Raw genomic sequence first — 14,410 nt, forward strand, 5'->3', positions numbered from 1 at the left:
TACATGTTTGGGGCAATACCGTTATAATGGACACTATAAGGAACAGTAGTATGAATAGTCGTATCATTGTAGTGCCGAGAGGAGGCCCATTATGGTAACGTTATATACATCACCAAGTTGTACCTCATGCCGAAAAGCGCGTGCATGGCTCGAGGAGAATGAGATTTCTTATCAAGAACGAAATATATTTAAAGAACCATTGACTCGAGAAGAGATTAAGAACATTTTGCGTATGACTGAAGATGGTACTGAAGAAATCATCTCAACAAGGTCAAAATTGTTTACAGAACTAGACATTAAATTAGATGATATGTCATTAAGTTCATTAATTGATTTACTACATAGTCAGCCAGCGTTGTTGAAGCGTCCATTAATAATGGATGAAAAACGTATGCAGGTTGGTTATAACGAAGATGAAATTCGGCGATTCTTGCCTCATGAAATGCGTCAGGCAGAGTTAGCACGGGTTACTGCTATGGTTGACCTATAGTGGCTGTCTTTTTATGAAAATAGTTTATTATGAAGTTGATGTTCTGTTGTGACATCAACTTTTTTGTATAATGTATTCGACTAACAAACTAAGAATTTGTTATAATGTATTATTGAAACGATTTCTCATGATTGAATGAGAAGAAAGGGGTGCCCATTATGGAAATGGAACGAATAAATGATGATACCATTCGCGTTGTTGTCACAAATGACGATTTAGCGGAGCGTAGTATTTCAATTGTTGATTTGCTGGGCAACCAAGATGAAATTGAAGAGTTCTTCTATAATATTCTAGAAGAGGTCGATGTCGATGGCGATTTCGAAGATAATGAAGCAGTCACCTTCCAAGTATTACCAAATCGAAATGGGTTAGAACTATTTATTTCTAAGAATATCGATGATAAGTCAATGATGGAAGGAATGCTAAATTCCGTATTAGGTAAGCGGGATACCGGTGAGGCTAATGATGACGTTTCTGATGATCTATTAGACAAATTATTAGCTAGTGATAGTATGGATAATCAGAACAAGCCAGAACAACCCGTTATTAAACAGCCCGAGGTAAAAGATGTGACAACGTCAGATAAGCAGAACCATTTAGTTGATAAGTTGTTGGACTCAGACAATGTTGCTGACCAAGAACTAGTACTGCAATTTGATGACTTTGAAAACATTATTCAGTTTTCGTTAATTATGCAGAAACAGGATTTTGCTTTTAGTACAGAGTTGGTCAAATACCATGGCAAGTTTTATTATATCTTGGGAGTCGATGGCCAAGCCCTGCAAGATAATTATGATATGAAAGACTTAACAGCTGTTGCTCGTGAATTTGCTAAGGTAGCAGAGGTATCGGCGGAAGTTTTGATAGAACATGGTCAAGTTATTTTTGCAAATGATGCACTTGAACAAGTGCTAACTTACTTTAATTAAAAAATAAATGCACTGGGACAGAGTAATCTGTCTCAGTTTTTTTGTAAAACAGACATCAACGTACGTCTATTATTACGGAGGTTGGTGAATGTTTATTGCTAAGAATACAACGACAATGGCGTATATTGATGCTAATTCAGCAAATGTAATAGATAAATACGAATGTCCAGGTTGTGGTGAACCAGTTCATTTAAAAAAAGGGAACATAAAAATAGCTCACTATGCGCATAAGCAATTTGGACAATGCCATGTGAGTACTGAAGGTGAATCGGCTACGCATCTTCAAGGAAAGCTGGCTTTGTTTCAATATTTTAATGATAGGTATGATGAAGTTAAATTGGAGCCATGGCTCAGTGAAATCAAACAACGTCCTGACTTAATGGTAAGAAAAGGGACTACTTGGACCGTCATTGAGTTTCAATGTGCGCCAATTACAATTGAAAGTATTCGGGAGCGAATGGCTGGTTATCGGCAGTTACAGCTGCAAGTTATTTGGATTTTGGGAGAACCCTATCAGAAAAAGCGAATACAGTCATCAACAATGGCGAAATTTGCCACTTTACATCGTAAAGAATTAAAAATATTTTTCTGGCATGCTCAGGAGGGGATTTATTACAAGGCATGGTGGCAAATTGATCATAGAAAACCTGTTAACCGGCATAAAAAAGTTGATAATCAAGTACAGCAACTGTTTAAAATACAACAAGCAATTATACAGGCAAGACCACAAGTTTGCGCAATACAAAAACAACTCTATGCACAGAATAGGAACGTTGTCGGTATACCTTGGATTTGCCATCCAGCTTATTCATTACCAGGGGGACTTAAGATACCGCAATGGCAGGTAACTGTACGAATCATTATGTTATTAGAGCATAAACCAATTACCATAGATGCGATGTATCAACATTTATTTGCACAAGAATGGCACGAATTCGGTTGTTTAAAATTGGCAGATGTACAAAAGTTATGGCTTGAATGTTTTTTAAACGATGCTATTAAGTTGGAAAAAATTCAATTTATAAATAGTCGATTTCAATTGGCAGGTACCGTCAGTTGGTTTGATAATTACCATGATAAATTAAAGGCATTTCAGGAAAATAGATAAAAAATTGAAGAGAAAAGTATATTGAACGTTAGAACTCACTCTGAAGAGATAGGTAAACTATGGTAGAATGAAAGTTATATTAGACTGAAATGAGGGAAAACAATGGCTAAAGAATTACCTTTACGTGAAGATTTACCAGAGTCTGCGACATGGGATTTGAGTACGATCTTCCAAAGTGATGAAGACTGGCAAGATACCTATAATGAAGTAGCGGAGCGTCTTGATACGGCAGAATTTTTTGCTGCTAATGCAACGCAATCGGGAACCGCGTTATATAATGCATTGCAGTATGGGTTAGGATTGATGCGTGATTTAGAAAAGCTATATGTGTACGCTTCAATGAAATCTGACCAGGACACAGCTAATGGATTCTACCAAGGCTTAAGTAACAAAGCTGAAAGCTTGGCCGCCAAAGTTTCTGCAGCCATTTCATTCTTTGATCCAGCAGTGTTGTCACTATCGTCAGACCAATTGGCCGACTATTTTGCAGCTGAGCCACGTTTGAATGATTATAAACACTATTTTGACGATATTTTGACGCAAAAAGGACATGTTCTGCCTGAAAATGAAGAGAAATTATTGGCCGCTGCTGGGGATGTATTTGGCGCTCCAGAACGTGCTTTTGGTATGTTAGATAACGCTGATATCCAATTTGACGCTGTGGAGAATGATGAAGGTGAATTAGAAACACTATCAGATGGTGTGTATTCACGACTTCTAGAATCTGTTAATCCCGATGTACGTAGAAATGCCTTTAAAACGTTCTACGCATCTTATATGGCACTAGATAATACGTTTGCCTCATTAATTGGTAGCCATGTTAAGGGACACAACTACCTAGCAAGGGTTCATCATTATGATTCAGCTCGTCAAGCGGCCTTAGCTGCTGATAATGTTCCTGAAACAGTTTATGATACGTTAGTTACTGAAGTAAATAAGGCGTTGCCATTATTGCATCGTTACATGAAGTTACGTAAACGTTTGTTAAAGCTATCAGAATTACACTCTTATGACCTTTATACACCTATTCTCGGTGAGCCGGATTATGAGATTGACTATCCTCGTGCACAAGCTGAAGCATTAAAGGCATTAGCACCTTTGGGTGAGGATTATCTGGCTATTGTACAAAAGGCCTTTGATAGTCGTTGGATTGATGTTATTGAAAACAAAGGTAAACGATCAGGTGCTTACTCAGGTGGTTCTTACGATACCAATCCATTTATCTTACTAAACTGGGTAGATAATTTGAATAATTTGAGTACATTGGTACACGAAATGGGACACACCGTCCATTCATATTTGACGAGGACAAATCAACCATATCAATATGGTGATTACCCAATCTTTCTTGCCGAGATTGCCTCAACAACCAATGAAAATTTGTTGACTGATTACCTGTTACATACGATTACTGATAAGAAATTAAAAGCTTACGTATTAAATCAATACTTGGATGGTGTCAAAGGTACTCTGTTCCGACAAACACAATTTGCTGAATTTGAACAATGGATGCATGAAACTGACGCTGCAGGGACACCGTTAACGGCTGAAGTACTTAATGATGCTTATGCCGAATTGAATCAACGGTACTATGGCCCCGCTTTAACTGTAGATGAAGAAATTGCGCATGAGTGGGAGCGCATTCCGCACTTTTACTATAATTATTATGTTTTCCAGTACAGTACTGGTTTTGCGGCAGCAACGGCTTTGGCAGATAAAATCTTACATGAAGGTCAACCGGCAGTTGATGCATATAAAGAATATCTTAAGGCAGGTGCGTCAGCCTTCCCAATCGATGTTATGAAAAAAGCAGGTGTCGATATGACGAAACCAGATTACCTACAAGAAACTTTCAAAGTATTTGAAAATCGTTTGAATGAATTTGAGCAGTTGGTAGAAGAGCTAGATTTCGAATAAGCAAAGGTCTGGTGATTGATAGAAAATAATGGTGATATGGTTATCATATCTGGTGGTATACATTTACCTATAAAAGTCTTACAATTGCCAGCAAGCACATAAAACGTTAGAATAGTGGATATACACAGGATGCTAGGAGGGAAAATATGACAGGTGGACAAATTGCTTTAATAATTTTAGCTGTAGCCGTACTATTATTAGTTCTATTTATTGGACTTTTCTTGGTGAAGTTAACGCAAACATTAGGTGTTGTCACGAAGGATGTTGATATTATTGCACGCGAGGCTAATGATATATTAGCTAATGTAGATGTATTGTTAAATGACGTAAATGGCAAGGTGGCGACAGTTGATCCTGCCTTCCAAGCAATTGCTGACTTGGGGACTTCAGTATCAGAATTGAACGATGCAACACATAACTTAACTGATAAAGTAAAATCATCATCTGGTTCAAATAAAACGAAAGTAGCGTCAGCAGTGTTTGCTGCTAACGCGGCACGCAAGAATCGTAAGAGTGCCAAAAAAGCTGCGGCTGCGGAAAAGTAGTCATTAGTTAATAAAACAAAACGGAGGATACGTTCATGTCAAAAACAAAAGGATTTTTAGCAGGTGTCGCATTTGGTAGTTTAGTTGCTGCGGCAGGTTATGGTTATTACAAGATGTTAACTGTTGAACAACAAGAGGACTTAAAAGACAAGTTCGATGAAACAGTCGCTGACGTCCGTGATAAGGTAGTAGATTATAGTTATGCTGCAACTGATGCAGTAGCTTCAGTTCGTGACAAAGCGGACGACTTTGTATCTGATAAAAGTTATGCTTTCGATGAGAAAGTGACTGATTTAAAAGAATCAGCTGAGGAAAAGTCAGCTAACTTACGTGCAAAGGCTGATGAATTGGTAGCTTCAGCGCAAGAAAAGGCAAACGACTTGCGTGACCAAGCGCAAGATTTGACTGATCAAGCTAAGGCAAAGGCCGACGATTTCAAAGAACAAGTTAAGGCCGATGTTGCTGAACAAACTGAAGAGGATATTGTTCTTTCACCAGCTGATGACGCGGTTGCATCAGAAACTTTTGAAAGTTTTGAAGATGATGTTGAATCGGAGGTATTAGAACCAACTTCAGGTTTGTCAAAAACTGATAAAGAAGGACTATCTGAAAAAGCTGACAAGTAAATTGCGTATGTTTGGATAATTCAATATAAATTAAAAAACGCTAGCTCGAATTAGTTAATCGAGTTAGCGTTTTTTAGTTATACGTATTAAATTTTACAAATTATTCAATGATACGTAATTCCTTAGGTGAGTGTGTATAAGGATCAACACCAGATTCGGTAACAATGACAGAATCTTCGATACGAATACCTAAGTCACCCGGAATGTAAATACCTGGTTCAATTGAGAATGACATACCTGGTTGTAGGACTAGATCATTTCCTTGAGCAATTTGAATTGACTCATGGACAGATGAACCAATACCATGACCAAGACGGTGAACGAAGTATTCACCATAACCGGCCTTAGTGATAATGTCTCGGGCAATACCATCTAATTCACCAGCCGTCATACCTGGTTTTGCAGCTGCTTGAGCAGTGAGTTCAGCTTCTAGGACAACATCGTAGACTTCACGTTGATGATCTGATACTGATTGGAAGGCAACAGTACGTGTGGCATCAGATACGTAGCCATCGTAGATAGTACCAAGGTCGAATAGTGCAAGGTCACCAGACTTTAACGTATTGTTGCTTGTGTCACCATGTGGTTCAGCAGCATGGGCGCCGAATTGAACAAGTGTATCAAATGACATACCAACAACGCCTGATGATTTTAGATCATATTCTAATTTTGCCATGACTTGTAGTTCTGAAACACCAGCTTGCAAGGCCTTAAAGGCAAATTCAAATGCACGATCGGCATCTTCACCAGCTTTATGTAATTTAACAATTTCGTCGGGAGTTTTGATCAAATGTAGTTTGGTCATTAATGGTGATAGATTACCAATAAACTTTGCCTCTGGGATGGCTGTTTGAATAAGAGAAGCGCGCTTTAGCGTTAATTGCTCTTGTTCAACTGCCCATTTTTCTGTATGTTGTGTGTGGGCATGTAAGTGTTGACTAATTAAATCCCATGGGTTTTCTTGGTCTTGGTAACCATAAACAGGGTGTGTCCAACCTGCGCTTTTCACGGCTTCAACTTCAAGTGCTGGTGCAAAGATGAATGGTTCATCTTGTGGGAAAACCACTAGAGCAAGCACACGTTCGATAGGGTCAGAATTGAAACCTGTTAAGTAATCAATTGAATGAAAATCTGAGAAGTAAGCAACATCTAATTGTTGTTCTTCTAGCCAACTTTGGATTGATGAAAGTTTATCGGTCATTAAAAATTCTCCTTTGATTGAAATACATGGTTAATTGTACGCTCATTTTAAAAAAATGCCTATCCATGATTAAAAGTTATGTTACAATAAATCGTTGTGTGAAATTTTTATTAAATAATGAAACAAATCATGAAAACATGTTACAATCACATTGTAAGCGTTCCCGTAAAATAAAGAAGGTCTTTAGTTATTATATGAAATACTTTCATTTAATGTTTAGGCTGAATTAAAAATTTGTATTTTTTAGGAGAATAGTAATGGATAAACAAACGGTCACAATTTATGATGTGGCACGAGAAGCCAAAGTCTCAATGGCCACAGTTTCACGTGTCGTGAACGGCAATGCAAATGTTAAAGCCGAAACAAAAGAAAAAGTCAATGCAGTGATAGCAAAGTTAGGTTATCGACCAAATGCAGTTGCTCGAGGATTAGCTTCACGACGGACAACGACCATTGGTGTGGTGATTCCTGATGTAACCAATCATTATTTTGCGGAACTAGCTCGTGGAATTGATGATGTTGCCGCAATGTATCATTATCAAATTATTTTAGCAAATTCGGATGAATCTGATACAAAAGAAGTGCAAGTGATGGAAAATCTACTTGGTAAACAAGTTGACGGGATTATCTTTATGGGTAATACGTTAAATGATGCAATCCGTGATGAATTTAAAAAAGCCGATGTACCAGTTGTCTTAGCTGGTTTACTAGACGAGGCTGAAGAACAGCCTTCAGTTAATATTGCATACCGATCAGCAATGAGCGATGCAACGACAGGATTACTTAAAGCAGGTCATAAAAGGATTGCTTTTGTAAGTGGTGACTTGGATCATTACATGAACAAAGCCCATAAGTTACTGGGTTATCAAGATGCTTTGGCAGCTTATGATATTGCCTATGACGAAAAACTAGTTTTTGAAGGAAAATATGATTATCAATCGGGTTATCAGTTAGCTGATCAAATAAAGAACTCAGCGGCGACCGCTGCAATCGTTGCCAATGATGAAATGGCTGCGGGCGTCATTAATGGTTTAACTGATGCAGGTGTTAATGTGCCAGAAGACTTCGAAATTATTACTAGTAATGATTCAAAGGTGGCTGTTATCACACGTCCTCAGTTATCTTCAATTACGCAACCAATTTATGATATTGGTGCGGTTGCTATGCGGATGTTAACGAAGTTAATGAATCATGAAGAACTTGCGGTTAATGACATTGTTTTGCCACACGGATTTGCTGATCGTGGATCAACAAAGGATGTTAAATAAATGTTGCCGTAAAGTGGGGAGATCCCAAAAAACGTGTTAAATTATGGCGTTATATTTTGGAATGCCTTTATGAATAAAATTGAGCTTATTAACTGGTAGAGCAGGGTAAGTAGGATGGTATTTTTCAATTATTTTTGAAAAGTGCCATCCTATTTTTTATTTTAAAAGGCTAGTCTTATAGCAAGTCTAATCGTAAAATTATAAATAAATTAGAAAAATATTGACTTTTATAATCAGCGCGGTATCATTGAAATAATCGATTGATATTTTACTATCACTACATTATAAAGCTATTATTTTTAAAATTTTTAGTGATTGAATAGTAATGCCAAAATCAATCAAAAGTATTGTAACAGGTGTTTTTTTTATTTAAAATCAGATATCTTTTTAACCTTCTGATCGTTAAATCTTAAAATTATACTTGATAAAGACACCCAAGTTAGGAGAATTTTTATATGGGGCTATGGTCAAAATTTTTGGAGCGTGAGGATGCTTCAACATATATTAGTAAAGATGCGGATATGCCACGTATCCTACATACAAAGGACTTTTTAGCATTAGGTGTTGGAACTATTGTTTCAACAGCTATTTTTACTTTACCAGGTGTTGTCGCGGCTAACTATGCCGGACCTAGTGTGGTATTTTCATTCCTTTTGGCGGCAGTCGTTGCTGGTTTTGTTGCTTTAGCGTATGCCGAAATGGCATCAACTTTACCAGTTGCTGGATCAGCTTACTCATGGATTAATGTATTATTTGGTGAAGGATTCGGTTGGATAGCTGGCTGGGCTTTATTGGCTGAATATATCATTGCGGTTGCGTTTGTTGGGTCCGGTTTATCAGCGAATTTTAGAGGACTGATTTCTCAAATTGGTATTAACTTGCCACCAGCAATATCAGGTGCGCTTGATACCCATTCATTATTTGGTTGGGCATCATCGGTTAGTGGTCCTAAAGGCGGGGTTGTTGATATTGTTGCCTTTATCGCAATTATTGCCGTTGCATGGTTGTTATCGCATGGTGTGCATGAGGCATCTCGTGTTGAAGTTGTACTGGTTGTTATTAAAGTGCTAGCCGTTTTGCTATTTATTGTGGTTGGTTTAACAGCTATTCACCCTGAAAATTATTCACCATTCGTTCCTGCATACACGCCTAATGGCACAACCATCGGTGGTTTCCAAGGAATTTGGGCCGGTGTGTCTGGTATTTTCTTGGCGTACATTGGGTTTGATTCGATTGCTTCAAATTCTGCCGAAGCGGTGAACCCACAAAAGACAATGCCTCGTGGTATTTTGGGATCATTATTGATCGCAGTTGTCTTGTTCGTTGGTGTTTCACTTGTCCTTGTAGGAATGTTTAAGTATACAAAGTATGTTGATAACGCTGAACCGGTTGGTTGGGCCTTGCGTGAAGCTGGTCATCCAATCGTGGCAACCACAGTTTCAACGATTGCGGTTGTTGGAATGGTAACGGCCTTGATCGGGATGATGATGGCTGGTTCACGTTTGCTTTATTCATTCGGACGTGATGGTATGTTGCCAAAGTGGTTAGGTGAAGTTACTGAAAATAAAGGATTGCCAAACCGTGGTCTACTCGTTTTGACAGTTGTCGCTGTTATTGTCGGATCATTCTTCCCATTCTCGTTCCTATCAGAGCTGATCTCTGCCGGTACGTTGATTGCGTTTATCTTTGTTTCATTAGCAATGTACTCACTACATAAGCGTGAAGGTAAAGATTTGCCTAAGGCTGGCTTTAAAATGCCAGGTTACCCAGTAACGCCTGCAATTGGTGCATTACTATCAATTTGGGTCTTCTGGGGCTTGAGTACTGAAGCAAAGCTTTACGCATTGATTTGGTTCATTATTGGAATTATTGTGTACTTCCTTTATGGCGCAAAGCATTCCGTATTAAGAAGTAAATCAAACAAGTAGCTATTTATTTTTACTAGGGGAGTGAGTTATCAAACATGGTTGAAAATAATGATATCTTAAACCAAGAAGAACAAAATTTTGCGGGTGCGGGCCGCGTTTATTATTTTGATGTGGTGCTCGATTCAGGAAAAGGGGCCATCTTAAAAGATGTCGCTGGTAACGAGTACATTGATTTGTTAGCAAGTGCTAGTGCAACGAATACAGGTCATGCGCATCCAAAGATTGTTAAGGCTATTAAAGAACAAGCAGAAAAGTTGATTCACTACACGCCAGCTTATTTTGCAACGTCGACTGAGGCTAAGCTAGCTTCAGAGTTGGTAAAATTAGCTCCTGGTGATGAAGAAGACTGGATGGTCGTATTTGGAAATTCAGGCTCAGATGCCAATGATGCAGTCATTAAGTTCGCGCGTGGTTATACGGGGCGGACGAATGTCGTCTCATTTGTTGGTGCTTATCATGGTTCAACTTATGGTTCGATTTCTGCGTCGGCTGTTAGCTTGAATATGACTCGTAAAATTGGACCATTATTGCCTGGATTTTACAAGGTGCCATTTCCATCACCTGATAAGCGTTTGCCTGGTGAAAGTGATGCTGATTTTTCAGAACGATTGTTTGCAGAGTTTAAAGAACCTTTCGAAAATTACTTACCAGCTGAAGAGACAGCGGTTATTATGATTGAAGCAATCCAAGGGGATGGCGGCATTATGGCCCCACCAGCAGGCTACTGGCAAAAAGTAGCGGCTTTTGCTCACGAACATGGTATTCTGCTAGCAGTTGATGAGGTTAATCAAGGTTACGGTCGTACAGGTAAGTTCTGGTCTTTTGAGAACTTTGACTTACAACCAGATTTGATTGCCATGGGAAAGTCGATGGCTTCTGGCTTGCCATTAAGTGCTGTCTTAGGTAGACGAGAGATTATGCAAAGTCTGGATGCACCAGCTAATGTATATACAACGGCTGGTAATCCTATCAGTGCTGCTTCAGCGTTAGCAACGCTAGATGTGATTAAGTCTGAAAACTTAGTCGCACGATCTGCTGAACTTGGTAAGTTTGCCAAGAAGTTTTTCGCAAAAGAACAAGCCGCATTTGATTTTATAGGCGATGTTCGCCTGTATGGGTTGAATGGTGGTATCGATATCATTGACCCAGAAACTGGTTTGGGGGGACGAACAAGCCACTAATACAATTATCTATAACCTATTTAAGCAAGGTGTGTTGATGATTTCATTACGTGGTAGTACCTTGCGTTTCCAACCGCCGCTAGTGATTAAAGAGAAAGAATTACAACAAGCATTTGATGTGATGCATAAGGTCTTTACTAGCTATCAAGCTGGTGAATTAGTTGAACCAAGTGGACGTCATCATATTGGTTGGTAATTAAAAAACGGCCAACTGACCATAACGAATTGTTATGATTGGTTGGTCGTTTTCGTATGTAAAATACTTTTACTTTTCTGCTTGTGAGATAGCAGCATGCAAGCCAGCAAAGTCGATATCATGTTTTGCAAAGTCGGTATTGTTCGTTGGCAAATGTAAGTTCAGGGTATCAAATATATCAATTTTTAAGTCTACACTATCGGTATCAAAACTTAGTACATGGCCACCGACAGTACGATCATCACTAATAAAGGGAATATGCCATCCGCCGGCCATCACGCCAGTGTATAGATCATTACCAAAGTCACCAACTAGGGTACCCGTAACATTTTCATAATTGAATACGGGTTGGTTAGCAGCGACCGTACCGAAATCTGGATATGGTTTTTCCTGTTTAGGAGCAACCCGAACTTGAAGATTTTTAATCGTACCGTGGGCTTTGATTGATAGAAATGTGTTATTTAACTTTTGTTCGTTGACTAATTTTTCTAGTAGTTCAAACGTTAGTGGTGTATCGTTAACTTTTACTTTATTAGTTGAGGCCTTATGAGCTGAAGCAAAGGGTGTGGTTGTATTCAAATCAGTGATTTCAACTGTTTCGCCTGAAGACTTTGTTTGGTAAGCATGGCCGTCAAGAATAGTGACTTCACCATCTAAGCCATGTGTTGTACCAATGCCGTCATCACCATTTTCAAGTAATTCTGAAAAACTAAGAGTACCATCATATAAACCAGCCATGATTAATTCGAGGGTGCCGTGTTGAAAAATTTTATTCATTGTCTACTCCATATTTCTTATTAAATCTAAACGCTTACTTAATGTTCGTACATTTAATAAGTAATTATAGCACTTTAGAACTTAAAAAGAGCTTACAAATTATTAATAATATTGGTCGATTTTGTATCAAACTTCTGTTTTGGTGTAGAAGTGCGTGTTTATAAACTGTACACTGAAACAAAAGATAATGGGAGCGAATCGAAGATATGACAGAAGTTTATGTATTAGGACATAATCATCCAGACACGGATGCGATTGGATCTGCTATGTCCTTAGCGTATTTATTGAATGAAATGTACAATGTTAAAGCGATTCCGGTTATCTCTCAAAAGCCAGATATAGAAACAAGATATGCCCTAGATTATTTTGAAATACCAACGCCAATGGTTGTTAGAACTATTGCTAATAAGCAAATTATATTAGTTGATCATAATGAGATTGCACAATCATTAGCTGACTTTGAAAACTCAGAAGTATTAGCAATTATTGATCATCATAAGCTTGGCATTAAGACCAATAAACCAATCTATTTATTAAGTGAGCCCGTTGGCGCAACAGCAACAATCATCTATTTTAAATATAAAGAATTAGGAATTAGTATACCTGAAAAAATAGCTGGCTTAATGTTATCAGCTATTATTTCCGATACTTTACTATTAAAAGGTCCAACAACAACTAAAAAAGATTGTGTGGCCTACCAAGATTTAGCCGATATTAGTGGTGATGTTAAAGACTATTTTATTCAAGGCAAACACATTCGCATAGCACAAGTATACGTCACGGATATGGCACCAGTTTTAGAAAAAATAACGGATATTAAGAATGAAATGAATAAACACATTTCAAAAAATTATTGTGATTTATTTATGTTTGTTATAACAGATATTCTAAAAATTAATTCTATGATAGTGGTACTGGGGGATGAAAGGGCAGTTGTCGAACGAGCGTTTAATACTAAACTAGCGCATGATATGTGTTATCAGCCAGGTGTTGTTTCGCGCAAAAAACAGATTATTCCACTATTGATCAAAGCCTTTTTAGCTAAATAAAAAACGCTATTCAGTTAATTGAATAGCGTTATTTTAGTATGATGGCAGTTCAGGGTAGTTAATTTTTGAATATTGATTACTAAAGTATATTGAAAGTGAACCTATTGATTAATTTTGAGTGGTTAACAAGTCTTGTAAGCCATCTTTATTGGTTTCTGATAGTGCTGGTGTCTCAGTTTTAGAAAGTGGTGTGACACTGGCTTTTGAGAGGCGCTTTTCAGTTGTTTTAGATAAACCTTTCCAGTACATAGTATCGTCCTTTCTGAATGAAAACATAGAGTGTATGTCTATTGCTTGTTATCATATATGATAATTCTAGCACATATTGGAAACTTCTATTTTTTATATCATGGATTACTTGTTATTTCTCAATATTAGCTGCAATATTGATGTAGTAGGAGAGGCTTAGTTTAGAAATTTAAAAAATAGAGAGGTGAATATATGAGTTCAAGGCAGGAACGGGCAAAAGAGCAACAACAGCATAAGAGATTTAAAAATCGCATTATTGTGATTGTTGTTGCCATATTAGTTATTATTAGTAGTATATTTGTTTTTCATCAGTTAAATAAGCAAAATAAAATAGACGCACGAGAGTCAGCGTCCCCAGTACAAAAACATACGGTAGCTAACAATAATCATGAAGAATCTCGTAGTAGCTCATTAGGTGTAGCAAGTCATGGTAACGAGGTAGAGGCAGGCAATGAAATAACGAGCGTGCAGGATGTTGTGACAGACGAAAGCCAAGAAGTTAATGCATACGGGCATTCGGTTGAAGAAAATCAGTAGGATAATACGGGTATTGCTGAAAGCAATCGACAGCGAAATGAAGATTTAGAAAACTTAGATTATATAGTCACTGCGCCTTTAACGTATGAGCAAAAAATGATTCCAATGAAAGCTTGGGGCTTTTCCTTTACACCAGCGCCACCATCAGAAAATTTAGTTATTTGGGGGCGTGATGTCAGGTCAAGTACTGGTTCAATTGGCATTATTTATCCAGATGGAAGTGTTGAAAAAGTCAATTAATTTTTAATTGTTAGGTACCATATAAGAATCATGATTAAACACTAGTATTTATTTACTGGTGTTTTTTTAAGGGGTAAATTTACACTTGAAGTGGAATACAAAGATAAATAAAAACGCTATTCATGTACATGAATAGCGTTAAACTTCTTTGTAAAAATACTTGTAAAAC

The 14,410-nt window shown here is 37.7% G+C and carries 14 protein-coding genes and 1 pseudogene; 12 read left to right on the top strand and 3 right to left on the bottom strand.

Annotation, left to right across the window (positions count from 1 at the left end; genetic code table 11):
• Positions 1–91: 91 nt before the first annotated feature.
• The 6 genes from spx (at position 92) to FFM62_RS06125 (ending at position 5,615) form a co-directional block, all read left to right on the top strand.
• Complete coding sequence (gene spx, locus FFM62_RS06100; RefSeq protein WP_115471283.1) at positions 92–490, top strand: transcriptional regulator Spx; 399 nt, start codon at positions 92–94, stop codon at positions 488–490.
• Between the two features lie 158 nt (positions 491–648).
• On the top strand, positions 649–1,419 hold the full coding sequence (locus FFM62_RS06105; RefSeq protein ID WP_115471284.1) for an adaptor protein MecA: 771 nt from the start codon (positions 649–651) through the stop codon (positions 1,417–1,419).
• Between the two features lie 88 nt (positions 1,420–1,507).
• A complete protein-coding gene (locus FFM62_RS06110; protein WP_115471285.1) occupies positions 1,508–2,527 on the top strand; it encodes a competence protein CoiA in 1,020 nt (339 codons plus the stop codon).
• Between the two features lie 102 nt (positions 2,528–2,629).
• Positions 2,630–4,444, top strand: a complete 1,815-nt coding sequence (pepF, locus tag FFM62_RS06115; RefSeq protein ID WP_115471286.1) for an oligoendopeptidase F — start codon at positions 2,630–2,632, stop codon at positions 4,442–4,444.
• A gap of 146 nt (positions 4,445–4,590) precedes the next feature.
• Entirely contained in the window at positions 4,591–4,989 is a 399-nt protein-coding gene (locus FFM62_RS06120) for a DUF948 domain-containing protein (protein ID WP_115471287.1), read from the top strand.
• Positions 4,990–5,024: 35 nt separating this feature from the next.
• Positions 5,025–5,615: a hypothetical protein gene (locus FFM62_RS06125; protein WP_115471288.1), complete on the top strand. Its 591-nt coding sequence runs from the start codon at positions 5,025–5,027 to the stop codon at positions 5,613–5,615.
• Between the two features lie 100 nt (positions 5,616–5,715).
• On the opposite strand, the gene FFM62_RS06130 is transcribed toward FFM62_RS06125, so the two are convergent.
• Positions 5,716–6,816 carry a M24 family metallopeptidase gene (locus FFM62_RS06130; protein ID WP_115471289.1) on the bottom strand — a complete coding sequence of 367 codons (1,101 nt, stop codon included), beginning with the start codon at positions 6,814–6,816 and terminating at the stop codon, positions 5,716–5,718.
• A 257-nt stretch (positions 6,817–7,073) separates the two neighbouring features.
• On the opposite strand from FFM62_RS06130, the gene ccpA reads away from it, so the two are divergent.
• The 3 genes and pseudogenes from ccpA to FFM62_RS06145 all read left to right on the top strand — a co-directional run bounded on the left by ccpA (position 7,074) and on the right by FFM62_RS06145 (position 11,389).
• Complete coding sequence (ccpA, locus tag FFM62_RS06135; RefSeq protein ID WP_115471290.1) at positions 7,074–8,084, top strand: catabolite control protein A; 1,011 nt, start codon at positions 7,074–7,076, stop codon at positions 8,082–8,084.
• Between the two features lie 455 nt (positions 8,085–8,539).
• The gene (locus FFM62_RS06140) at positions 8,540–10,012 is read left to right on the top strand and encodes an APC family permease (RefSeq protein WP_115471291.1); all 1,473 of its coding nucleotides are present in this window, start codon (positions 8,540–8,542) and stop codon (positions 10,010–10,012) included.
• A 35-nt stretch (positions 10,013–10,047) separates the two neighbouring features.
• A pseudogene (locus FFM62_RS06145) lies at positions 10,048–11,389 on the top strand (aspartate aminotransferase family protein).
• 69 nt (positions 11,390–11,458) lie between these two features.
• Here the strand turns inward: FFM62_RS06145 and budA are convergent.
• Positions 11,459–12,166, bottom strand: a complete 708-nt coding sequence (gene budA, locus FFM62_RS06150; RefSeq protein WP_115471292.1) for an acetolactate decarboxylase — start codon at positions 12,164–12,166, stop codon at positions 11,459–11,461.
• A gap of 206 nt (positions 12,167–12,372) precedes the next feature.
• Here budA and FFM62_RS06155 point away from each other — a divergent pair, with 206 nt between their 5' ends.
• Complete coding sequence (locus FFM62_RS06155) at positions 12,373–13,215, top strand: DHH family phosphoesterase (RefSeq protein WP_115471293.1); 843 nt, start codon at positions 12,373–12,375, stop codon at positions 13,213–13,215.
• A gap of 108 nt (positions 13,216–13,323) precedes the next feature.
• Here the strand turns inward: FFM62_RS06155 and FFM62_RS10125 are convergent, their stop codons facing one another.
• Positions 13,324–13,464 carry a hypothetical protein gene (locus FFM62_RS10125; RefSeq protein ID WP_165845914.1) on the bottom strand — a complete coding sequence of 47 codons (141 nt, stop codon included), beginning with the start codon at positions 13,462–13,464 and terminating at the stop codon, positions 13,324–13,326.
• A gap of 192 nt (positions 13,465–13,656) precedes the next feature.
• Here FFM62_RS10125 and FFM62_RS06160 point away from each other — a divergent pair, with 192 nt between their 5' ends.
• Both FFM62_RS06160 and FFM62_RS10130 read left to right on the top strand, forming a co-directional pair.
• Complete coding sequence (locus FFM62_RS06160; RefSeq protein WP_115471294.1) at positions 13,657–14,001, top strand: hypothetical protein; 345 nt, start codon at positions 13,657–13,659, stop codon at positions 13,999–14,001.
• Between the two features lie 96 nt (positions 14,002–14,097).
• Positions 14,098–14,241 (top strand): hypothetical protein, encoded by a 144-nt coding sequence (locus FFM62_RS10130; protein ID WP_165845915.1) that lies wholly within the window; start codon positions 14,098–14,100, stop codon positions 14,239–14,241.
• Positions 14,242–14,410 lie beyond the last annotated feature (169 nt).

The organism is Weissella thailandensis (genome assembly GCF_005405465.1).
GTDB lineage: Bacteria > Bacillota > Bacilli > Lactobacillales > Lactobacillaceae > Weissella > Weissella thailandensis.

Coding starts and splice junctions, on each gene's coding strand:
- spx (WP_115471283.1), top strand. CDS start 92: ATGGTAACGTTATATACATCACCAAGTTGTACCTCATGCCGAAAAGCG.
- FFM62_RS06105 (WP_115471284.1), top strand. CDS start 649: ATGGAAATGGAACGAATAAATGATGATACCATTCGCGTTGTTGTCACA.
- FFM62_RS06110 (WP_115471285.1), top strand. CDS start 1,508: ATGTTTATTGCTAAGAATACAACGACAATGGCGTATATTGATGCTAAT.
- pepF (WP_115471286.1), top strand. CDS start 2,630: ATGGCTAAAGAATTACCTTTACGTGAAGATTTACCAGAGTCTGCGACA.
- FFM62_RS06120 (WP_115471287.1), top strand. CDS start 4,591: ATGACAGGTGGACAAATTGCTTTAATAATTTTAGCTGTAGCCGTACTA.
- FFM62_RS06125 (WP_115471288.1), top strand. CDS start 5,025: ATGTCAAAAACAAAAGGATTTTTAGCAGGTGTCGCATTTGGTAGTTTA.
- FFM62_RS06130 (WP_115471289.1), bottom strand. CDS start 6,816: ATGACCGATAAACTTTCATCAATCCAAAGTTGGCTAGAAGAACAACAA.
- ccpA (WP_115471290.1), top strand. CDS start 7,074: ATGGATAAACAAACGGTCACAATTTATGATGTGGCACGAGAAGCCAAA.
- FFM62_RS06140 (WP_115471291.1), top strand. CDS start 8,540: ATGGGGCTATGGTCAAAATTTTTGGAGCGTGAGGATGCTTCAACATAT.
- budA (WP_115471292.1), bottom strand. CDS start 12,166: ATGAATAAAATTTTTCAACACGGCACCCTCGAATTAATCATGGCTGGT.
- FFM62_RS06155 (WP_115471293.1), top strand. CDS start 12,373: ATGACAGAAGTTTATGTATTAGGACATAATCATCCAGACACGGATGCG.
- FFM62_RS10125 (WP_165845914.1), bottom strand. CDS start 13,464: ATGTACTGGAAAGGTTTATCTAAAACAACTGAAAAGCGCCTCTCAAAA.
- FFM62_RS06160 (WP_115471294.1), top strand. CDS start 13,657: ATGAGTTCAAGGCAGGAACGGGCAAAAGAGCAACAACAGCATAAGAGA.
- FFM62_RS10130 (WP_165845915.1), top strand. CDS start 14,098: ATGATTCCAATGAAAGCTTGGGGCTTTTCCTTTACACCAGCGCCACCA.